The sequence below is a fragment of the Bosea vestrisii genome, from assembly GCF_030144325.1.
GTDB lineage: Bacteria > Pseudomonadota > Alphaproteobacteria > Rhizobiales > Beijerinckiaceae > Allobosea > Allobosea vestrisii_A.
The window spans coordinates 731,633-749,360 of sequence record NZ_CP126307.1; the positions used below are offsets into that span (position 1 = coordinate 731,633).

30 protein-coding genes and 1 pseudogene are annotated in these 17,728 nt (G+C 64.7%); 2 read left to right on the forward strand and 29 right to left on the reverse strand.

Annotated elements, in window-relative coordinates; all coding sequences use genetic code 11:
* Positions 1-51: 51 nt before the first annotated feature.
* The 4 genes from QO058_RS03500 to QO058_RS03515 all read right to left on the reverse strand — a co-directional run bounded on the left by QO058_RS03500 (position 52) and on the right by QO058_RS03515 (position 3,463).
* Positions 52-1,068, reverse strand: coding sequence for a DNA-directed RNA polymerase subunit alpha (locus tag QO058_RS03500; RefSeq protein WP_110489267.1), 1,017 nt, complete (start codon positions 1,066-1,068; stop codon positions 52-54).
* A 92-nt stretch (positions 1,069-1,160) separates the two neighbouring features.
* Positions 1,161-1,550: a 30S ribosomal protein S11 gene (rpsK, locus tag QO058_RS03505; RefSeq protein ID WP_043237079.1), complete on the reverse strand. Its 390-nt coding sequence runs from the start codon at positions 1,548-1,550 to the stop codon at positions 1,161-1,163.
* Between the two features lie 119 nt (positions 1,551-1,669).
* Entirely contained in the window at positions 1,670-2,038 is a 369-nt protein-coding gene (rpsM, locus tag QO058_RS03510) for a 30S ribosomal protein S13 (RefSeq protein ID WP_057193225.1), read from the reverse strand.
* 228 nt (positions 2,039-2,266) lie between these two features.
* Positions 2,267-3,463 carry an ABC transporter substrate-binding protein gene (locus QO058_RS03515; RefSeq protein WP_284170353.1) on the reverse strand — a complete coding sequence of 399 codons (1,197 nt, stop codon included), beginning with the start codon at positions 3,461-3,463 and terminating at the stop codon, positions 2,267-2,269.
* Positions 3,464-3,764: 301 nt separating this feature from the next.
* Between QO058_RS03515 and QO058_RS03520 the strand changes: the two genes are divergently transcribed.
* Complete coding sequence (locus QO058_RS03520) at positions 3,765-4,001, forward strand: antitoxin (protein WP_284170354.1); 237 nt, start codon at positions 3,765-3,767, stop codon at positions 3,999-4,001.
* Entirely contained in the window at positions 3,998-4,399 is a 402-nt protein-coding gene (locus QO058_RS03525; protein WP_284170355.1) for a type II toxin-antitoxin system VapC family toxin, read from the forward strand. Before QO058_RS03520 ends, QO058_RS03525 begins: the two co-directional genes overlap by 4 nt.
* 28 nt (positions 4,400-4,427) lie before the next feature.
* Here the strand turns inward: QO058_RS03525 and QO058_RS03530 are convergent, their stop codons facing one another.
* The 25 genes and pseudogenes from QO058_RS03530 to tuf form a co-directional block, all read right to left on the reverse strand.
* Positions 4,428-4,736: an alkylphosphonate utilization protein gene (locus QO058_RS03530; protein WP_284170357.1), complete on the reverse strand. Its 309-nt coding sequence runs from the start codon at positions 4,734-4,736 to the stop codon at positions 4,428-4,430.
* Between the two features lie 75 nt (positions 4,737-4,811).
* Positions 4,812-5,393, reverse strand: coding sequence for an adenylate kinase (locus QO058_RS03535; RefSeq protein WP_129155110.1), 582 nt, complete (start codon positions 5,391-5,393; stop codon positions 4,812-4,814).
* Complete coding sequence (gene secY / locus QO058_RS03540) at positions 5,393-6,730, reverse strand: preprotein translocase subunit SecY (protein ID WP_284170360.1); 1,338 nt, start codon at positions 6,728-6,730, stop codon at positions 5,393-5,395. Before secY ends, QO058_RS03535 begins: the two co-directional genes overlap by 1 nt.
* 92 nt (positions 6,731-6,822) lie before the next feature.
* Entirely contained in the window at positions 6,823-7,302 is a 480-nt protein-coding gene (gene rplO / locus QO058_RS03545) for a 50S ribosomal protein L15 (protein ID WP_284170361.1), read from the reverse strand.
* 12 nt (positions 7,303-7,314) lie between these two features.
* Positions 7,315-7,512: a 50S ribosomal protein L30 gene (rpmD, locus tag QO058_RS03550; protein ID WP_057193241.1), complete on the reverse strand. Its 198-nt coding sequence runs from the start codon at positions 7,510-7,512 to the stop codon at positions 7,315-7,317.
* A gap of 10 nt (positions 7,513-7,522) precedes the next feature.
* Positions 7,523-8,086 (reverse strand): 30S ribosomal protein S5, encoded by a 564-nt coding sequence (rpsE, locus tag QO058_RS03555; RefSeq protein ID WP_284170363.1) that lies wholly within the window; start codon positions 8,084-8,086, stop codon positions 7,523-7,525.
* A 134-nt stretch (positions 8,087-8,220) separates the two neighbouring features.
* The gene (gene rplR, locus QO058_RS03560) at positions 8,221-8,583 is read right to left on the reverse strand and encodes a 50S ribosomal protein L18 (RefSeq protein WP_284170364.1); all 363 of its coding nucleotides are present in this window, start codon (positions 8,581-8,583) and stop codon (positions 8,221-8,223) included.
* 11 nt (positions 8,584-8,594) lie between these two features.
* Positions 8,595-9,128, reverse strand: coding sequence for a 50S ribosomal protein L6 (gene rplF / locus QO058_RS03565; RefSeq protein ID WP_284170365.1), 534 nt, complete (start codon positions 9,126-9,128; stop codon positions 8,595-8,597).
* A 29-nt stretch (positions 9,129-9,157) separates the two neighbouring features.
* Positions 9,158-9,556 (reverse strand): 30S ribosomal protein S8, encoded by a 399-nt coding sequence (gene rpsH, locus QO058_RS03570; protein WP_284170367.1) that lies wholly within the window; start codon positions 9,554-9,556, stop codon positions 9,158-9,160.
* A 12-nt stretch (positions 9,557-9,568) separates the two neighbouring features.
* Entirely contained in the window at positions 9,569-9,874 is a 306-nt protein-coding gene (rpsN, locus tag QO058_RS03575; RefSeq protein ID WP_284170369.1) for a 30S ribosomal protein S14, read from the reverse strand.
* A 36-nt stretch (positions 9,875-9,910) separates the two neighbouring features.
* Positions 9,911-10,477, reverse strand: a complete 567-nt coding sequence (gene rplE / locus QO058_RS03580; RefSeq protein ID WP_110489256.1) for a 50S ribosomal protein L5 — start codon at positions 10,475-10,477, stop codon at positions 9,911-9,913.
* A complete protein-coding gene (gene rplX / locus QO058_RS03585; RefSeq protein ID WP_057193254.1) occupies positions 10,470-10,787 on the reverse strand; it encodes a 50S ribosomal protein L24 in 318 nt (105 codons plus the stop codon). The genes rplE and rplX overlap by 8 nt, the downstream gene beginning before the upstream one ends.
* Positions 10,787-11,155 carry a 50S ribosomal protein L14 gene (gene rplN, locus QO058_RS03590; protein WP_091842252.1) on the reverse strand — a complete coding sequence of 123 codons (369 nt, stop codon included), beginning with the start codon at positions 11,153-11,155 and terminating at the stop codon, positions 10,787-10,789. Before rplN ends, rplX begins: the two co-directional genes overlap by 1 nt.
* Before the next feature lie 113 nt (positions 11,156-11,268).
* Positions 11,269-11,511, reverse strand: coding sequence for a 30S ribosomal protein S17 (gene rpsQ, locus QO058_RS03595; protein WP_091842255.1), 243 nt, complete (start codon positions 11,509-11,511; stop codon positions 11,269-11,271).
* An 11-nt stretch (positions 11,512-11,522) separates the two neighbouring features.
* Positions 11,523-11,735, reverse strand: coding sequence for a 50S ribosomal protein L29 (gene rpmC, locus QO058_RS03600; RefSeq protein ID WP_284170374.1), 213 nt, complete (start codon positions 11,733-11,735; stop codon positions 11,523-11,525).
* A 10-nt stretch (positions 11,736-11,745) separates the two neighbouring features.
* Positions 11,746-12,159, reverse strand: coding sequence for a 50S ribosomal protein L16 (rplP, locus tag QO058_RS03605; RefSeq protein WP_057193262.1), 414 nt, complete (start codon positions 12,157-12,159; stop codon positions 11,746-11,748).
* Positions 12,160-12,177: 18 nt separating this feature from the next.
* Positions 12,178-12,894 (reverse strand): 30S ribosomal protein S3, encoded by a 717-nt coding sequence (gene rpsC, locus QO058_RS03610; RefSeq protein WP_284170376.1) that lies wholly within the window; start codon positions 12,892-12,894, stop codon positions 12,178-12,180.
* Between the two features lie 10 nt (positions 12,895-12,904).
* Positions 12,905-13,287 (reverse strand): annotated as a pseudogene (rplV, locus tag QO058_RS03615) (50S ribosomal protein L22).
* Between the two features lie 3 nt (positions 13,288-13,290).
* Complete coding sequence (gene rpsS / locus QO058_RS03620) at positions 13,291-13,569, reverse strand: 30S ribosomal protein S19 (RefSeq protein ID WP_091842265.1); 279 nt, start codon at positions 13,567-13,569, stop codon at positions 13,291-13,293.
* Positions 13,570-13,577: 8 nt separating this feature from the next.
* Positions 13,578-14,420: a 50S ribosomal protein L2 gene (gene rplB, locus QO058_RS03625; RefSeq protein WP_110489253.1), complete on the reverse strand. Its 843-nt coding sequence runs from the start codon at positions 14,418-14,420 to the stop codon at positions 13,578-13,580.
* 16 nt (positions 14,421-14,436) lie between these two features.
* A complete protein-coding gene (locus QO058_RS03630) occupies positions 14,437-14,745 on the reverse strand; it encodes a 50S ribosomal protein L23 (protein ID WP_114827649.1) in 309 nt (102 codons plus the stop codon).
* Positions 14,742-15,362, reverse strand: a complete 621-nt coding sequence (gene rplD, locus QO058_RS03635; RefSeq protein WP_110489251.1) for a 50S ribosomal protein L4 — start codon at positions 15,360-15,362, stop codon at positions 14,742-14,744. Before rplD ends, QO058_RS03630 begins: the two co-directional genes overlap by 4 nt.
* Positions 15,362-16,096: a 50S ribosomal protein L3 gene (rplC, locus tag QO058_RS03640; RefSeq protein WP_284170381.1), complete on the reverse strand. Its 735-nt coding sequence runs from the start codon at positions 16,094-16,096 to the stop codon at positions 15,362-15,364. Before rplC ends, rplD begins: the two co-directional genes overlap by 1 nt.
* 67 nt (positions 16,097-16,163) lie before the next feature.
* Positions 16,164-16,472, reverse strand: coding sequence for a 30S ribosomal protein S10 (gene rpsJ / locus QO058_RS03645; RefSeq protein WP_043237115.1), 309 nt, complete (start codon positions 16,470-16,472; stop codon positions 16,164-16,166).
* A 65-nt stretch (positions 16,473-16,537) separates the two neighbouring features.
* Positions 16,538-17,728, reverse strand: coding sequence for an elongation factor Tu (gene tuf / locus QO058_RS03650; protein ID WP_284170389.1), 1,191 nt, complete (start codon positions 17,726-17,728; stop codon positions 16,538-16,540).

The following is a 17,728-nucleotide window of genomic DNA, read 5'->3' on the forward strand; positions in this document are numbered from 1 at the left end:
GTGTTTGACGCCGTGCGGGGATGGCGCGGGAAGCGGTCCCGCGCCGGGGTCTCAGTAGTGCTCTTCGAAGCGCTTCGCCAGCTCTTCGATGTTCTCCGGCGGCCAGCCCTGCACGTCCATGCCGAGATGGAGGCCCATGGTGGCGAGCACTTCCTTGATCTCGTTCAGCGACTTGCGGCCGAAGTTCGGGGTGCGCAGCATCTCGCCCTCCGACTTCTGGATCAGGTCGCCGATATAGACGATGTTGTCGTTCTTCAGGCAATTCGCCGAGCGGACCGACAGTTCAAGCTCGTCGACCTTCTTGAGCAGAGCCGGGTTGAACGGCAGCTGCGGCGCGGTCGAGACGGCCTCTTCCTTGCGCGGCTCTTCGAAGGTGATGAAGACGGCGAGCTGGTCCTGCAGGATGCGGGCGGCGAGCGCCAGCGCGTCCTCGGGGGTGACCGAGCCGTTGGTCTCGATCTGCATGGTCAGCATGTCGCGGTCGAGGTTCTGGCCCTCGCGAGTGTTCTCGACGCGATAGGAGACCTTCTTGACCGGCGAGTAGAGGCTGTCGACCGGGATCAGGCCGATCGGCGCGTCCTCGGGACGGTTCTGCTCGGAGGGGACGTAGCCCTTGCCGGTGTTGACCGTGAACTCCATGCGGATCTCGGAGCCCTCGTCGAGCGTGCAGAGCACGAGCTCGGGGTTGAGGATCGAGACGTCGCCGATGGTATTGATGTCGCCGGCAGTGACGGTGCCCGGGCCGGTCTTGCGCAGGGTCATGCGCTTGGGACCCTCGCCCTGCATCTTGATGGCGATCGCCTTGATGTTCAGGACGATGTCGGTGACGTCCTCGCGGACGCCCGGGATCGAGGAGAACTCATGCAACACGCCGTCGATCTGGACGGCGGTGACGGCCGCGCCCTGGAGCGAGGAGAGCAGCACGCGACGCAGCGCGTTGCCGAGCGTCATGCCGAAGCCACGCTCGAGCGGACGCGCAATCACGGTGGCCTGACGCTTCGGGTCGTCGCCGACCTTGACTTCGAGCTTGTTAGGCTTGGACAGATCCTGCCAATTCTTGCTGATCACGACCGCACTCCTGGTGATTCAATAATGGCGGCGGCGGGCCGCCCCGTACCGGCGTCCGCCCCTGCGGACGCCGCTTCGATCCAGCTTATGGCTCAGACGCGGCGACGCTTGCGCGGCCGGCAGCCATTGTGCGGGATCGGCGTCACGTCGCGGATCGAGGTGACGGTGAAACCGGCGGCCTGCAGCGCACGCAGCGCCGACTCGCGACCCGAGCCCGGACCGGTGACCTCGACTTCGAGGGTGCGCATGCCATGCTCGGCAGCCTTGCGGGCGGCGTCTTCGGCGGCGACCTGAGCGGCATAGGGGGTCGACTTGCGCGAACCCTTGAAACCCATCGTGCCGGCGGACGACCACGAGATCGTGTTGCCCTGAGCGTCGGTGATGGTGATCATGGTGTTGTTGAACGAGGCGTTCACATGCGCGACGCCGGAAACGATGTTCTTGCGTTCGCGACGACGGACGCGTTGGGCTTCCTTGGCCATAGTCTCTTTCTTCCATCCTTCAGGCGCGCCCGTGATTCCAGGCGCTGGGGATATCGCCTGCCCGCGAGCGGGTCAGGCGACGTAAAATACAGCGGGCCGGTTGTCCGGCCCGCCGAAACTCACTTCTTCTTGCCGGCGATCGGCTTCGCCTTGCCCTTGCGGGTACGGGCGTTGGTGTGGGTACGCTGGCCGCGCACCGGCAGCGAGCGCCGATGGCGCAGGCCGCGATAGCAGCCGAGGTCCATCAGGCGCTTGATGTTCATCGAGACTTCGCGGCGCAGATCGCCCTCGACGAGATAGTCGCGGTCGATGGTCTCGCGGATCTGGAGAACCTCGGCGTCGGTCAGCTGGTTGACCCGGCGCTCGGCGGCGATGCCGACCTTCTCGCAGATCTCCTTGGCCTTCTGGGCGCCAATGCCGTGAATGTACTGCAGACCGATGACGACGCGCTTGCCGGTCGGAATGTTGACGCCCGCGATACGAGCCATGTTCTTCACCTCTCCATTGCGGCCGCGACGCGAGGCGCCACGACAATGACAAGAACTCCGCGTCCGGTGGAGGCCGGCCCTTGCGGAGCGTTTGAACCCAGTCCACGCGAGAACGCGACGTCGACCCTTCTTGCGAAGGCATCGGCATCGCTCATCTGAAACCGGATTGCGCGCTGGTAGTCGGTTGGGCGCGCCCTGTCAAGCCGGGGGCGCCCAACCGAGCTTGCGTCACTTCTTCACCAGCGGGCACTTGCTCTCCGACAGCGGTGCGATGATCTCGGCCGCCGGAATCTTGCGGACGACCTTGAAGTAGTCCCAGGGCGCCTTCGACTCCGACGGGGCCTTGGCCTCGACAAGCAGCATGTCGTTCAGCAGCCGGCCATCCTCGCGGACCTTGGCGCCGGGCGCATAGAAGTCATCGACCGGCAGCTCCTTCATCTTGGCCGCGACCGCCGGGCCCGACGCCGTGCCAGCCGCCTTCACCGCCTTGAGGTAGTGCAGCACGGAGGAATAGACGCTGGCCTGGATCATGCCCGGCATCTTCTTGGTGCGCGCCATATAGCGGTCGGCCCAGGCGCGGCTCGGCTTGTCGGCGTCGTGGTAATAGGCGGTGGTGGTGATCAACCCCTTGGCCTTGTCCAGTCCGAGTCCGTGCACGTCGCTCAGCACCACGACCATGGCCGCGAGCTTCTGGCCGCTGTCGACGAGGCCGAACTCGCCGGCTTGCTTGATCGAGTTGATCGTGTCGGTTCCGGCATTGGCGAAGGCGACGATCTTGGCCTTGGAGGCCTGCGCCTGCAGCAGGAAGGATGAGAAGTCCGGCGTCGACAGCGGCGCGCGCACGGTGCCGAGCGTCTTGCCGCCATTGGCCGCGACGATCGATTCGATGTCGGCGGTGAGCTGGTGGCCGAAAGCGTAATCGGCCGCGATGATGTACCAGCTGTCGCCGCCCTCGCGCAGGACCGACAGCGCCGTGCCCTTGGCCGAGGTCGCAGTGTCGAAGGTCCACATGAAGCCGGTGGCCATGCAGTCCTCGTTGAAGAGCCGCGTCGTCGCCGGCCCGTTATAGAGCGCGACCTTCTGCTTCTCCTTCGCGATCCCCGCCACCGCGAGCGCCACGGCCGAATTGGTCAGGTCGGCAATCGCGGTGACGCCGTCGACGTCATACCAGCGCCGCGCAAAACCGGCTGCGATGTCAGGCTTGTTCTGATGGTCGGCGGCGACGATCTCGATCGGCTTGCCCAGTACCGAGCCGCCGAAATCCTCGATCGCCAGCTTCGCCGCCTCGACTGAGCCGAGGCCACCGAACTCGGCATAGTTGCCGGACTGATCGTTGAGGATGCCGATCTTGACCGCCTCCTGCGCCCGCGCGGTCGATGCGGCCGCGAGCAGCGCAGCCGCCATCAGGCAAGCAATCCGTTTCATGCCATCCTCCCGATATCCGGCCGGTCGGCTGGCCGGCGATGGCGCATGCCACCAGCCTTCGGCTGCCGCCGCTGCCGTGTCTTTGGCCGTTATCGGCCTAAGCCGAGTTCAGTGTCCGGGAGGAGATGTGTCAATTGCAGGAGCGGAGCAGGAAATCGCGCCTGCGCCGGCGCAAATGCGCACTGCCCCCTCTCCCTGCTGGGTCCCCGCCTCGTCCGACAACGGCCCCGACCTCAACCTTGCGGCCGATGCAGCCACGGCATATGCTTAGACCTATGCCGACAACGCTGGAGGAATACCAATGAACGAGATCCGGCATGTCAGGCTGTTCCGCAACGGCCGCAATCAGGCGGTTCGCATTCCTGTGGAGTTCGAGCTTCCCGGCGACGAGGCGCTGATGCGCCGCGACGGCGACCGCCTCGTCATCGAGCCGCTCGCGAAGCGGGGATTGACCGCCCTGCTCGCCGGGCTGGAACCGCTCGACGAGGCTTTCCCGGAGATCGCCGATCCTCCGCCGGCACCGGAGCGCGGCCTTTGACGCGCTACCTGCTCGACACCAACATCATTTCCGATCTGGTCCGGCAGCCACAGGGACGCGTCGCGAAACAGATCGCGGAGGTCGGTGACCGCCAGGTCCTGACGAGCGCGATCGTCGCAGCCGAGTTGCGCTATGGCTGCCGGAAAGCCGGCTCGGCGCGCCTGTCGGCGACCATCGAGGCCCTGCTCTTCGAGATCGAGACCATTCCTTTCGACGAAGCAGCCTCTCGCGCTTACGCTGATCTGCGTACGGCCCTCGAAGCCAAGGGCCAGCCCATCGGCGGCAACGACATGCTCATCGCCGCGCAGGCTCTGGCGCTCGGCTGCGTCATGGTCACAGCTAACGTAAACGAGTTCGCACGCGTCGACGGGCTCGCGATAGAGAACTGGCTGGGTTGAGGGCTTCGATCTCGGCTTCCGTGTCGCCTCAGCGCTTCCGCACGAACTCAGTGCGCAGGACCAGGCCCTTGATGCCCTCGAAGCGACAGTCGATCTCTTCGGGGTTGTCCGTCAGCCGGATCGACCGGATCACCGTGCCCTGCTTCAGGGTCTGGTTGGCGCCCTTGACCTTGAGGTCCTTGACGAGAGCGACCGAGTCGCCATCGGCAAGGATATTGCCTGCTGCATCGCGAACCTCGGGCTTGAGTACCGTTGCAGCCGCAGCCGCCATCTCCGTGGCCGGGCGCCATTCGCCGGTCGCCTCGTCATAGACGTAGTCGTCGTTGCCGTCGGCCATGTGCCTGCTCCGCCGCAAGAAAAAGCCGCGCGGCGAGAACCGCGCGGCGTCCGAACTCAAATCAACACAGGGGCTTCAGCCCGCGAGCGCCTGCTCGATCGCCCCAGTGACCCGGTCGATCGGCTGCATGCCGTCGATCGGCGTGAGCTGGCCGCGCTTGTCGTAATAGGGTGCGACGATCGCGGTGTCGCGATTATAAGCATCGAGCCGGGTCTTGAAGACCTCCGGGTCATCGTCCTTGCGCACCGGCTGGCCGGCGGCCTTGGCCTCCTCGGCGCGGCGCACGATCCGGTCGACGAGCTTGCTCTGGTCGACCTTCAGCTCGAGCACCTTGTCGAGCTTCAGCCCCTTCTCAGCGAGCATAGCGTCGAGCGCCTCGGCCTGCGCCAAGGTGCGCGGGAAGCCATCGAGAATGAAGCCGTTCTTCGCATCGGCTTCTTCGATGCGGTCGGCGACGATGCCGATGACGATCTCGTCCGAGACCAGCCCGCCGGCATCCATCACCGCCTTCGCCTTGAGGCCGACCGGGGTGCCGGCGGCTACCGCCGCGCGCAACATGTCGCCGGTCGAAAGTTGCGGAATGCCGTGTTTCGCGACGATCCGTGTCGCCTGAGTGCCCTTCCCCGCCCCCGGCGGCCCCAGGAAAATCAGCCTCATCAGCGCCTTGCCCCCCTCAACTTCGCCTTCTTGACCAGGCCCTCATACTGATGGGCCAGGAGATGGCCGTGGACTTGAGCCACGGTGTCCATCGTCGTCGTCACCACGATCAGCAGCGAGGTGCCGCCGAGCAGGATGATCGGAATCTGGGCATAGGTGATCATGAACTCGGGGATCAAGCAGACGATAGTCAAATAGGCGGCGCCGAGCACGGTGATGCGGGTCAGCACCCGGTCGATATGTTCGGCGGTGCGCTCGCCCGGGCGGATGCCGGGCATGAAGCCGCCATGCTTCTTGAGGTTGTCCGCCGTCTCGACCGGGTTGAACACGATCGCGGTGTAGAAGAAGCAGAAGAAGATGATCAGCGCCGCATAAAGGAACATGAACAGCGGCCGGCCATGCGCGAGGTAGGTCGCGAGCGTCGACAGGATGCCGGTGCCGCCCGAGGCCTGGCTGAAGCTCGCGATCGTCGTCGGCAGCAGCAGCAGCGACGAGGCGAAGATCGGCGGGATCACGCCGGCGGTGTTGAGCTTCAGCGGCAGGAACGAGGTCTGGCCCTCATACATGCGGTTGCCGACCTGGCGCTTGGGATAGTTGATCAGCAGGCGTCGCTGGGCCCGCTCGACGAATACGACGAAGGCGATGACGCAGACCGCCATGATCAGCACCAGCAGCAGCAGGCCGGTCGAGACCGCGCCCTGGCGGCCGAGCTCAAGCGTCTGTGCCAGCTGCGCCGGGAACTCGGCGATGATGCCCGCGAAGATGATCATCGAGGTGCCGTTGCCGATGCCGCGGCTGGTGATCTGCTCGCCGAGCCAGAGCAGGAACATGGTGCCGCCGACCAGGGTGATCGTGGTCGAGACCAGGAAGAACGGCCCCGGCTCCAGCACCAGATTGCCCGAGCCCTGCAAGCCGACGCCAATGCCCCAGGCCTGGAACAGCGCCAGAACCAGCGTCAGATAGCGCGTGTACTGGTTGAGGATCTTGCGGCCCGCCTCGCCTTCCTTCTTCAACGCCTCGAAGGTCGGCACGACGCTGGAGAGAAGCTGGACGATGATCGAGGCCGAAATATACGGCATGATCGCCAGCGCGAAGATCGCGAGCCGGCCGACCGCGCCGCCCGAGAACATGTTGAACAGGCCGAGCACGCCCGTCTGGCTCTGCTTGAACAGGTCGGCGACCGCCTCCGGGTTCATGCCGGGCAGCGGGATATAGGTGCCGAGTCGGTAGACGATCAGCGCCCCAAGCGTGAACCAGATCCGCTTCTTCAGCTCGTCCGCCTTGGCGAAGGCGCTGAAGTTCAGGTTTGAAGCAAGCTGTTCAGCCGCCGATGCCATGCGTCCGGTCCTTGGGTAATGGTCAGACAGTCGAACGGCGGCCAAGGCTTCTGGCCCGGCCGCCGTTCGCGCAAGTCATGTAAGCGCGGAAATCACGCCTGTGAAGCGGCAGCCGCCAGGATCTTCACAGTGCCGCCCGCCTTTTCGATCGCCTCGACCGCCGACTTCGACGCGCCATAGACCTCGAAGGCGAGCTTGGTCTTGAGCTCGCCGACGCCGAGGATCTTGACGCCGTCCTTGGCCTGCCGGGTGATGACGCCGGCGGCGACCAGCGCCTCGATCGTCACCGCGCCCTTGGCGTCGAGCTTGCCGGCTTCGATCGCCTGCTGGATGCGCCCGAGGTTGACCTCGTTCAGATCCTTGGAGAACAGGTTGTGGAAGCCGCGCTTCGGCAGGCGCCGATAGAGCGGCATCTGGCCGCCTTCGAAGCCCTTGACCGCCACGCCGGCGCGAGCCTTCTGGCCCTTGACGCCGCGTCCAGCGGTCTTGCCCTTGCCGGAGCCGATGCCACGGCCGACACGCATGCGCGACTTGGTCGCGCCTTCGTTGTCACGGATCTCTGTGAGTTTCATCAGACGATCCCCTCACTTGCCGTCGACGACGCGTACGAGATGCCTGACCTTGTCGATCATGCCCCGTACGGCCGGCGTATCGACCAGGGTCGACTGCCGGCGGAGTTTGTTGAGGCCGAGACCGATCAGGGTCTGGCGCTGCGAAGCCTCGCGGCGGATCGGGCTACCGATCTGCTCGACGACGACGGTGGTGCTCTTAGCCTTTGCCATGATGCCACCCTCACACTTCGGCCGCGGCATCGGTGCCGGCATCGCGACGACGCGTCTGCAGGGCCGAGACCTTGAGCGAGCGGCGCGCGGCGACGCCGCGCGGGCTATCCTCGTTCTTCAACGCGTCGAAGGTGGCGCGCACGAGGTTGTAGGGGTTCGACGAGCCGAGCGACTTCGACACGACGTCCTGCATGCCGACCGCCTCGAAGACGGCGCGCATCGGGCCGCCGGCGATGATGCCGGTACCGGCAGGCGCAGCGCGCAGGATGACCTTGCCGGCGCCATGACGGCCCTGGACGTCATGATGCAGGGTGCGGCCTTCGCGCAGCGGGATGCGGACGAGGCCGCGCTTGGCGGCTTCCGTCGCCTTGCGGATCGCCTCGGGCACTTCGCGGGCCTTGCCATGGCCGAAGCCGACGCGGCCCTTCTGGTCGCCGACGACGACGAGGGCAGCGAAGCCGAAGCGACGGCCGCCCTTCACCACCTTGGCGACGCGGTTGATGTGGACCAGGCGGTCCACAAATTCAGAATCGCGCTCTTCGCGAACCTGACGGTCACGAGATTCTCTCGCCATGTCTTCCTCTTACTTGCGCGGACAGTGCCGATCATGGCCCGCCGCTCGCTCGAGCGCTCCGGAATGGAGCGACTTTCCAAATGCGATATGCGGGAAGCCGGTAAGGCCTCCCGCATCCCGCGGTCTTCAACCAATCAGAAGCTCAGCCCGCCTTCGCGAGCCGCTTCCGCCAGCGCCTTGACGCGGCCATGGTACATATAGGCGCCACGGTCGAACACGACCTCCTTGACGCCGGCCTTGATGGCGCGCTCGGCAAGGATCTTGCCGATCGTGGCCGCGGCCTCGACATTCGCGCCAGACTTGATGTCGGCGCGGATGGCCTTGTCGAGCGACGAGGCCGAAGCGAGCGTCAGCCCCTTCGTATCGTCGATGACCTGCGCATAGATCTGCTTGCCGGTGCGATGCACCGACAGGCGGGCGCGGCCATTGGCGACTGCCTTGATCGCGCGGCGGACACGAGCCCGGCGGCGCGCAGTGTTTTCTGTCTGCTTGCTCATGGCTGGCGTCCTTACTTCTTCTTCCCTTCCTTGCGGAAGATGAACTCGCCGGCGTACTTGACGCCCTTGCCCTTGTAGGGTTCGGGTCCGCGATAGTCGCGGATTTCCGCGGCAGTCTGGCCGACGACCTGCTTGTCGATGCCGACGACGACGATTTCCGTCGGCTTCGGCGTCGTGATCGTCACCCCGGTCGGGATTTCGTAGTCGATGTCGTGGCTGTAGCCGAGCGAGAGCTTGAGGATCTTGCCGTTGACAGCGGCCTTGTAGCCGACGCCGTTGATCTCGAGCTTCTTCTCGAAGCCGGCCGTCGTGCCGACGACCAGGTTGTTGATGCGAGCACGCGAGGTGCCCCAAAGCGCGCGGGCGCGTTTGGTCTGCGAGCGCGGCTGGACGGCGATGGCGCCGTTCTCCAGTGCGACCGAAACCTCGACGGGAACCTCGAAGGACAGTTCGCCCTTCGAGCCCTTGATCTTGACCAGCTGGCCCGAGACGTCGGCGGTGACGCCAGCCGGGACCGAAACAGGTTTCTTACCGATACGAGACATTGAATCTCTCCTGAGCAGCGGCCTGAAGGTCAGAAGACCTTGCAGAGCACTTCGCCACCCACGTTCTGCTCGCGGGCAAGATGATCGGACATCACGCCCTTGGGCGTGGAGACGATGGTGACGCCGAGGCCGTCGGCCACGCGCGGCATGGTCTCGACCGAGGAGTAGACGCGACGGCCGGGCTTCGACACGCGCGAGATCGACCGGATGACCGGCTGTCCCTCGTGGTATTTCAGCTCGATGTCGAACTCGGTACGGCCGTTGCCGAACTCAGTGGTCGAATAGCCGCGGATGTAGCCTTCCGACTGCAGCACGTCCAGAACGCGGGCGCGCAGCTTCGAGCCCGGGGTCGAGACACGCGACTTGCGCCGCATCTGTGCATTGCGAATACGGGTCAGCATATCGCCAAGCGGATCGATGATCGCCATGATGCTACCTCCTCACCAGCTCGACTTGACGAGGCCGGGAACCAGCCCCTTGTTGCCGAGCTCGCGCAGAGCAACGCGCGACATCTTCAACTTGCGATAGAAAGCGCGCGGGCGGCCGGTGACTTCGCAGCGGTTGCGCACGCGGATGCCGGCAGAATTGCGCGGCAGTTCGGCCAGCTTCAGGCGAGCGAGGAAACGCTCGTCCATGGACTGGGTTTCGTCATTAGCGATCGCGAGAAGACGCGCACGACGGCCCGCGAATTTCTTCACGAGCGCCTTGCGGCGATTGTTGTTCTCGACGGAGCTTTTCTTAGCCATCGATATCTCCTGGTTTCCGCGTATGAGCCCGAAGGCTCACTGCCGGAACGGGAAGTTGAAGTGCTTGAGCAGGGCACGGGCCTCGTCATCCGACTTGGCGGTCGTGCAGACGATCACGTCCATACCCCAGACCTGGTCGACCTTGTCGTAGTTGATCTCAGGAAACACGATGTGCTCCTTGATCCCGAGCGCGAAATTGCCGCGCCCGTCGAACGACTTCGGGTTGAGACCACGGAAGTCGCGCACACGCGGCAAGGCGATGGTGACGAGCCGATCGACGAACTCGAACATCTTGGTCTTGCGCAGCGTGACCTTGCAGCCGACCGCCATGTTCTCACGCAGCTTGAAGCCGGCGATGGCGAGGCGGGACTTGGTGATGACCGGCTTCTGACCGGCGATCATGGCGAGGTCGCCAGCGGCGTTGTCGACCTTCTTGCGGTCGGCAGTCGCTTCGCCAACGCCCATGTTGATGACGACCTTCTCAAGGGTCGGCACTTCCATGACGTTCTTGTAGCCGAACTCGGCGATCATCGCGGGACGGACGACGTCCTCGTAATGCTTCTTCATACGCGGCGAGAGAGCCGCCTGCTGATTCTCAGCCATCGATCAGATCCCCCGAACGCTTGGCGAAACGGACCTTGCGGCCATCATCGAGCACCTTGAAGCCGACGCGGGTCGGCTTGCCGTCCTTCGGATCGGCGACGGCCAGGTTCGACAAGTCGATCGTGGCCTCCTTGCTGATGATGCCGCCCTCGGACTGGGCAGTCGCCTTGGTGTGCTTCTTGACCAGGTTTACGCCACGCACCACGGCACGGGCGTCCTTCGGCAGGACCTGGAGCACTTCGCCGTTCTTGCCCTTGTCACGGCCGGCGAGCACGACGACCTTGTCGCCTTTTTTGATTTTCGCAGCCATCACAACACCTCGGGAGCGAGCGAAATGATCTTCATGTGGTTCTTGGCGCGCAGCTCGCGCGGAACCGGTCCGAAGATACGGGTGCCCACAGGCTCCTTCTGGTTGTTGATCAGCACGGCCGCATTGCGGTCGAAGCGAATCACCGAACCATCGGCGCGCTTGATGTCCTTTGCGGTGCGCACGACGATCGCCTTCATGACGTCGCCCTTCTTCACGCGGCCGCGCGGGATGGCTTCCTTGATGGAAACCACAATGATGTCGCCGATGCGGGCATAGCGCCGCTTCGAGCCGCCGAGAACCTTGATGCACATCACGCGGCGGGCACCGGAATTGTCGGCGACCTCGAGATTGGTCTGCACCTGGATCATGGCCTTGATCCTTCCATCTGTGTATCAGCGCGGTTTCCGGACAAAGGCGTGAGTGCCTGAGCCCGGACTACGACTGACGGGGGTCGCTTCGCCCCCTGGCCTCAATGATTGACTTACGCCTTGGGAGCGTTGTCGAGCACAACCCAGCTTTTCAGCTTGGAAATGGGCTTCGACTCCTCGATCCAAACCGAGTCACCGACCTTGAACGACCCCGCCTCGTCATGGGCGTGATAGTTCTTCGAACGGCGCACCGTCTTCTTGAGGAGCGGGTGCGTATAGCGCCGCTCGACCTTAACCACAACAGTTTTGTTCTGCTTGTCGCTGACGACGACGCCCTGCAGCACGCGCTTCGGCATTGTCCTACTCCTCAGGCGCTCACTGCCGCGGTCTTGGACCGCTGCAGTGTCTTGATGCGGGCGATATCCTTGCGCACTTCGGTGACCCGAGCGGTATTCTCGAGCTGGCCGGTCGCGCGCTGGAAACGCAGGTTGAACTGCTCCTTCTTGAGCTTGAGAAGCTCGTCCTGGAGCTGGTCCGTGCTCATCACCTTGATGTCGGACAGGCGTTGCGTAGCTTTCATGTCGCCCTCCTTACTCGGCGATGCGTTGGATGAAACGGGTCTTGATCGGCAGCTTGGCGGCACCGAGACGGAGCGCCTCGCGGGCGATATCCTCCGGCACGCCGTCGAGCTCGAACATGATCCGGCCCGGCTTGACCTTGGCCGCCCAGAACTCGGGCGATCCCTTGCCCTTACCCATGCGGACTTCGGTCGGCTTCTTGGAAACCGGCACGTCCGGGAAGATGCGGATCCAGACCCGGCCCGCGCGCTTCATGGCGCGGGTGATGGCACGACGGGCCGCCTCGATCTGGCGGGCCGTCACGCGCTCCGGCTCCTGGGCCTTCAGGCCGAACTGGCCGAAGTTGAGATCCGTACCGCCCTTGGCGACGCCGGAAATGCGTCCCTTGAACTGCTTACGGAACTTAGTGCGCTTTGGTTGCAGCATGGCTCTTCTCGATCAGCCTTACGCAGCCTGCTCGCGACGTTCGCGACGCTCACCACCCGAGCGGCCGCCCTCGTCCGAGAGGCGCTTGTCCTGGGCCATCGGGTCGTGTTCGAGGATCTCGCCCTTGAAGATCCAGACCTTGATCCCGCACGTGCCATAGGTCGTGAAGGCAGTAGCGACGCCGTAGTCGACGTCGGCGCGCAGCGTGTGCAGCGGCACCCGGCCTTCGCGATACCATTCGAGGCGCGCGATTTCAGCGCCACCAAGACGGCCCGCGCAGTTGATGCGGATGCCCTCGGCACCCAGACGCATCGCTGACTGAACGGCGCGCTTCATGGCGCGGCGGAAAGCGACGCGGCGCTCGAGCTGCTGGGCGATCGAATCGGCGACCAGGGTCGCGTCGATCTCCGGCTTGCGCACCTCGAGGATGTTGATGGTGACGTCGGCTGACGTCAGCTTCGACACGGCCTTGCGCAGCTTCTCGATGTCGGCACCCTTCTTGCCGATCACCACGCCCGGACGAGCCGAGTGGATGGTGACGCGGCACTTCTTGTGCGGACGCTCGATGATGATCTTCGAGACGGCGGCCTGCTTCAGCAGCTTCATCAGGGCGGCGCGGATCGCCATGTCCTCATGAAGCAGCTTGCCGTACTCGCCCTTCTGGGCGAACCAGCGCGAATCCCAGGTCCGGTTGATGCCGAGACGAAGGCCGATCGGATTGATTTTCTGACCCATCGTTCTCTCCTCAGGCCTTCGCCGCCTGAACTTCGCGCACCACGATCGTGATGTTGGCGAAGGGCTTCATGATGCGGGCGCCACGGCCGCGGGCGCGGGCATGGAAGCGCTTCATGACGAGCGCCTTGCCGACGAAAGCCTGGGACACGACGAGGTCGTCGACGTCGAGATCATGGTTGTTCTCGGCGTTGGCGATCGCGCTCTGCAGGCACTTGCGCACATCGGTCGAGATCCGCTTGCGCGAAAACTCGAGGTCGGAGAGCGCGGTCGAGACCTTCTTGCCGCGGATGAGCTGGGCGAGAAGGTTCAGCTTCTGCGGGGAAACGCGCAGGTTGCGCGCGACCGCCTTGGCCTCGTTCTCGGGCAGCGCACGGGGGCGGAGGGCTTACCCATGGCTTACTTCCTCTTCGCCTTCTTGTCGGCCGCGTGGCCGGGGAAGGTGCGCGTCGGCGAGAACTCGCCGAACTTGTGGCCCACCATTTCCTCGGAGACGTTCACCGGCACATGCTTGTGGCCGTTGTAGACGCCGAACGTCAGACCGACGAACTGCGGCAGGATCGTGGAGCGGCGGCTCCAGATCTTGATGACTTCAGACCGGCTCGCCGAACGGGCGACCTCGGCCTTCTTCAGGAGGTATCCGTCGACAAACGGACCTTTCCAAAGCGAACGCGCCATGACGGACCTCAGTTCTTCTTCTTGCGGGCGTGACGGCTCGACACGATGAACGTATCGGTCCGCTTGTTCGAGCGAGTCTTCTTGCCCTTGGTCGGCAGACCCCAGGGCGTGACCGGATGACGGCCGCCCGAAGTGCGGCCTTCGCCGCCGCCGTGCGGATGGTCGACCGGGTTCATCGAGACACCACGGTTATGCGGACGACGACCCAGCCAGCGCGAGCGCCCGGCCTTGCCGTCATTCCGGTTCATGTGGTCGGGGTTCGAGACCGCGCCCACGGTGGCGTAGCACAGGCCGCTGATCAGGCGCTGCTCGCCCGAGTTCAGGCGGACAATGACATAACCCTGGTCGCGGCCGACGATCTGGGCGTAGTTGCCCGCCGAACGTGCCAGCGCCCCACCCTTGCCGATCTTGAGCTCGACATTGTGGACGATCGTGCCGATCGGCAGCGAACCCATCGGGGCGGCGTTGCCGGGCTTCACGTCGACACTGTCGCCGGCGACGACGCTGTCGCCGACGGCCAGGCGCTGCGGCGCCAGGATGTAGGCCAGCTCGCCGTCCTGATACTTGATCAGCGCGATGAAGGCGGAGCGGTTCGGATCATATTCGATCCGCTCCACGGTCGCCGGCACGCCGGCCTTGCCGCGGCGCTTGAAATCGATCAGGCGCAGGGTGCGCTTGTGGCCACCGCCGCGGAAGCGGACGGTGATGCGACCGAGATTGTTGCGGCCGCCCGAGGACGACTTGCCCTCGGTCAGCGCCTTGACCGGCTTGCCCTTATAGAGCTCGCTGCGGTCGACGATCACGAGCTGGCGAAGGCTCGGCGTGATCGGCTTGAAACTCTTCAAAGCCATGATGACGATCCTTCCCTCAGAGGCCAGTGGTCACGTCGATCGAGTGGCCCTCTTCGAGGGTCACGACGGCCTTCTTGACGTCCGAGCGCTGGCCGAGCCGCCCCCGGAAGACCTTGACCTTGCCCTCGGTGACGAGCGTGTTGACGCTCTTCACCTTGACATCGAACAACTTCTCGATCGCCGCCTTGATCTGCGGCTTGGTCGCGGTCTTCGCGACCTTGAAGACGACCTTGTTGTGCTCGGAGAGCATGGTCGCCTTCTCGGTGATCACCGGGCCACGGATGACGTCGTAGTGGCGCGGATCCAGATTCTTGGACTGGCTCATTTGAAGCGCGCCTCCAGCGCATCGACAGCCGAGCGCGTCAGCACGAGCTTGTCGCGACGCAGGATGTCATAGACGTTGATGCCCTGGATCGGCAGCACGTCGACGTTCGGGATCGAACGCGCCGCCAGGCCGAAGTTCACATCGATCTCGGCGCCGCCGATCACCAGCGCGCTCGACAGGTCGAGCTTGCCGAAATGACCCAGAAGCACCTTGGTCTTCGGCTCGGCGAGCTTGACGTCGTCGATGATGATCAGACCCGCGTCCTTGGCCTTGGCCGAAAGCGCATGGCGCAGCGCCAGCGCCTTGACCTTCTTGGGCAGGTCATGGGCGTGGTCACGCACGACCGGACCGAAGGCCTTGCCGCCGCCGCGGAACTGCGGAGCCGAAGCTGCACCGTGACGAGCGCCGCCGGTACCCTTCTGCTTGTAGATCTTCTTGCGGGTGCGGTCGACTTCCGAACGGCCCTTGGTCTTGTGCGTGCCGGCGCGGCGCTTGGCGAGCTGGTAGCGCACCATGCGGGCGAGCAAGTCGGCGCGCGGCTCGAGGCCGAAGATCGCGTCCGAAAGCTCGACCGAACCGGCCTTGCCGCCGTCAAGAGTGACGATATCGAGTTTCATCACACGTTCTCCTCAGCCTGCGCCGCAGGAGCCTCGACAATGTCGGCCTTGCCCTCGCCGGAGACCTTGAACTTGCCCGGCAGAGGGGCGTCCTTCGGCAGGGAGCGCTTGACCGCGTCGCGGACATGGATCCAGCCACCGGCGACGCCGGGGACGGCGCCCTCGACCAGGATCAGGCCGCGCTCGGCGTCCGTCTGGACGACGCGCAGGTTCTGCGTGGTGACGCGCTCGACACCGAGATGGCCCGGCATCTTCTTGTTCTTGAAGGTCTTGCCCGGGTCCTGACGGCCACCGGTCGAACCGATCGAACGATGCGAGACCGAGACGCCGTGAGTGGCGCGCAGACCGCGGAAGTTCCAGCGCTTCATGCCGCCGGCGAAGCCCTTGCCGGTGGTCGTGCCGGAGACGTCGACGAACTGGCCGACGACGAAGTGATCGGCGGTGAGCTCTGCGCCGACCGGGATCAGCGCGTCATCGCTGACGCGGAACTCGACGATCTTCTGCTTCGGCTCGACCTTGGCGACGGCGAAGTGGCCGCGCTGCGCCTTCGAGACGTTCTTGACCTTGGCCAAGCCCGACCCGAGCTGCACGGCGACATAGCCGTTCTTCTCGATCGTGCGATGCGCGACGACCTGGCAGTTGTCGAGCTTCAGCACGGTGACCGGGATATGCTCGCCGGCATCGGTGAAGATGCGGGTCATCCCGACTTTCTGTGCAATCACACCGGAACGCATCGGTGCATACCTTCCCTTGGGGTCATGTCCATCCGGGAAACCCGGAAACAGAGGACCCGATGATGGATCAGAGCTTGATTTCGACGTCGACGCCGGCGGCGAGGTCAAGCTTCATGAGGGCGTCGACCGTCTGGGGTGTCGGATCGACGATATCGAGAACCCGCTTGTGGGTCCGCATCTCGAACTGCTCGCGCGACTTCTTGTCGATGTGCGGCGAGCGGTTGACGGTGAACTTCTCAATCAGCGTCGGCAGCGGAATCGGGCCGCGAACCTGAGCGCCGGTGCGCTTCGCCGTCGAGACGATCTCGCGCGTCGACGCATCGAGGATGCGATGGTCGAACGCCTTGAGGCGGATCCGGATATTCTGACCGTTCATGGTCGTGTTATCTCCGTACGTGAAAAGACGAAAGCCCCGAAGGGCTTCCGCCCTCAGATCAGCCGTTACGCGATGATCGAAGCGACGACGCCGGCGCCGACGGTGCGTCCGCCCTCGCGGATGGCGAAGCGCAGCTTCTCTTCCATCGCGATCGGCACGATCAGGTGCACTTCCATGGTGATGTTGTCACCAGGCATCACCATCTCGGTGCCCTCGGGCAGGTGCACCACGCCGGTCACGTCCGTCGTGCGGAAGTAGAACTGCGGGCGGTAGTTGGTGAAGAACGGGGTGTGGCGACCGCCCTCCTCCTTGGTCAGGATGTAGGCCTCGGCCTTGAACTTGGTGTGCGGCTTGACCGAGCCCGGCTTGCACAGGATCTGCCCGCGCTCGACGTCCTCGCGCTTGGTGCCGCGCAGCAGCGCCCCGATGTTGTCGCCAGCCTGGCCCTGGTCGAGCAGCTTGCGGAACATCTCGACGCCGGTGACGGTCGTCTTCACCGTGTCCTTCAGGCCGACGATCTCGATTTCCTCGCCGACCTTGACGATGCCGCGCTCGACGCGGCCGGTCACCACCGTGCCACGGCCCGAGATCGAGAACACGTCCTCGACCGGCATCAGGAACGGCAGGTCCAGCGGACGCGCCGGCTGCGGGATGTAGTCGTCGACCGTCTTCATCAGCGCGATCACCGCGTCATGGCCGATCGCCGGGGTGACGCCGTCGAGCGCCGCCTTGGCCGAGCCCTTGGTGATCGGGATGTCGTCGCCCGGGAAGTCGTACTTCGACAGAAGCTCGCGGATCTCCATCTCGACCAGCTCGAGCAGCTCGGCATCGTCGACGAGATCGACCTTGTTCATGAACACCACCAGCGCGGGAACGCCGACCTGGCGCGCCAGCAGGATGTGCTCGCGGGTCTGCGGCATCGGGCCGTCGGCCGCCGACACAACCAGGATCGCGCCGTCCATCTGCGCCGCGCCGGTGATCATGTTCTTCACATAGTCGGCGTGGCCGGGGCAGTCGACATGCGCATAGTGGCGGGCCGCCGTCTCGTACTCGACATGCGCCGTCGAGATCGTGATGCCGCGCGCCTTCTCTTCCGGCGCCTTGTCGATCTGGTCATACGCCGTGAACGACGCGCCACCCGACTCCGCCAGAACCTTCGTGATCGCAGCCGTCAACGACGTCTTGCCATGGTCGACGTGACCAATCGTACCAATGTTGCAGTGCGGCTTCGTCCGAGCAAACTTCTCTTTGGCCAT

Excerpts from the sequence above, each read along its gene's own strand:
- rpsK (WP_043237079.1), bottom strand. The coding sequence starts at position 1,550 with ATGGCCAAGGAAGCCCAACGCGTCCGTCGTCGCGAACGCAAGAACATC.
- rpsM (WP_057193225.1), bottom strand. The coding sequence starts at position 2,038 with ATGGCTCGTATCGCGGGCGTCAACATTCCGACCGGCAAGCGCGTCGTC.
- QO058_RS03515 (WP_284170353.1), bottom strand. The coding sequence starts at position 3,463 with ATGAAACGGATTGCTTGCCTGATGGCGGCTGCGCTGCTCGCGGCCGCA.
- QO058_RS03520 (WP_284170354.1), top strand. The coding sequence starts at position 3,765 with ATGAACGAGATCCGGCATGTCAGGCTGTTCCGCAACGGCCGCAATCAG.
- QO058_RS03530 (WP_284170357.1), bottom strand. The coding sequence starts at position 4,736 with ATGGCCGACGGCAACGACGACTACGTCTATGACGAGGCGACCGGCGAA.
- QO058_RS03535 (WP_129155110.1), bottom strand. The coding sequence starts at position 5,393 with ATGAGGCTGATTTTCCTGGGGCCGCCGGGGGCGGGGAAGGGCACTCAG.
- secY (WP_284170360.1), bottom strand. The coding sequence starts at position 6,730 with ATGGCATCGGCGGCTGAACAGCTTGCTTCAAACCTGAACTTCAGCGCC.
- rplO (WP_284170361.1), bottom strand. The coding sequence starts at position 7,302 with ATGAAACTCACAGAGATCCGTGACAACGAAGGCGCGACCAAGTCGCGC.
- rpmD (WP_057193241.1), bottom strand. The coding sequence starts at position 7,512 with ATGGCAAAGGCTAAGAGCACCACCGTCGTCGTCGAGCAGATCGGTAGC.
- rpsE (WP_284170363.1), bottom strand. The coding sequence starts at position 8,086 with ATGGCGAGAGAATCTCGTGACCGTCAGGTTCGCGAAGAGCGCGATTCT.
- rplR (WP_284170364.1), bottom strand. The coding sequence starts at position 8,583 with ATGAGCAAGCAGACAGAAAACACTGCGCGCCGCCGGGCTCGTGTCCGC.
- rplF (WP_284170365.1), bottom strand. The coding sequence starts at position 9,128 with ATGTCTCGTATCGGTAAGAAACCTGTTTCGGTCCCGGCTGGCGTCACC.
- rpsH (WP_284170367.1), bottom strand. The coding sequence starts at position 9,556 with ATGGCGATCATCGATCCGCTTGGCGATATGCTGACCCGTATTCGCAAT.
- rpsN (WP_284170369.1), bottom strand. The coding sequence starts at position 9,874 with ATGGCTAAGAAAAGCTCCGTCGAGAACAACAATCGCCGCAAGGCGCTC.
- rplE (WP_110489256.1), bottom strand. The coding sequence starts at position 10,477 with ATGGCTGAGAATCAGCAGGCGGCTCTCTCGCCGCGTATGAAGAAGCAT.
- rplX (WP_057193254.1), bottom strand. The coding sequence starts at position 10,787 with ATGGCTGCGAAAATCAAAAAAGGCGACAAGGTCGTCGTGCTCGCCGGC.
- rplN (WP_091842252.1), bottom strand. The coding sequence starts at position 11,155 with ATGATCCAGGTGCAGACCAATCTCGAGGTCGCCGACAATTCCGGTGCC.
- rpsQ (WP_091842255.1), bottom strand. The coding sequence starts at position 11,511 with ATGCCGAAGCGCGTGCTGCAGGGCGTCGTCGTCAGCGACAAGCAGAAC.
- rpmC (WP_284170374.1), bottom strand. The coding sequence starts at position 11,735 with ATGAAAGCTACGCAACGCCTGTCCGACATCAAGGTGATGAGCACGGAC.
- rplP (WP_057193262.1), bottom strand. The coding sequence starts at position 12,159 with ATGCTGCAACCAAAGCGCACTAAGTTCCGTAAGCAGTTCAAGGGACGC.
- rpsC (WP_284170376.1), bottom strand. The coding sequence starts at position 12,894 with ATGGGTCAGAAAATCAATCCGATCGGCCTTCGTCTCGGCATCAACCGG.
- rpsS (WP_091842265.1), bottom strand. The coding sequence starts at position 13,569 with ATGGCGCGTTCGCTTTGGAAAGGTCCGTTTGTCGACGGATACCTCCTG.
- rplB (WP_110489253.1), bottom strand. The coding sequence starts at position 14,420 with ATGGCTTTGAAGAGTTTCAAGCCGATCACGCCGAGCCTTCGCCAGCTC.
- QO058_RS03630 (WP_114827649.1), bottom strand. The coding sequence starts at position 14,745 with ATGAGCCAGTCCAAGAATCTGGATCCGCGCCACTACGACGTCATCCGT.
- rplD (WP_110489251.1), bottom strand. The coding sequence starts at position 15,362 with ATGAAACTCGATATCGTCACTCTTGACGGCGGCAAGGCCGGTTCGGTC.
- rplC (WP_284170381.1), bottom strand. The coding sequence starts at position 16,096 with ATGCGTTCCGGTGTGATTGCACAGAAAGTCGGGATGACCCGCATCTTC.
- rpsJ (WP_043237115.1), bottom strand. The coding sequence starts at position 16,472 with ATGAACGGTCAGAATATCCGGATCCGCCTCAAGGCGTTCGACCATCGC.
- tuf (WP_284170389.1), bottom strand. The coding sequence starts at position 17,728 with ATGGCCAAAGAGAAGTTTGCTCGGACGAAGCCGCACTGCAACATTGGT.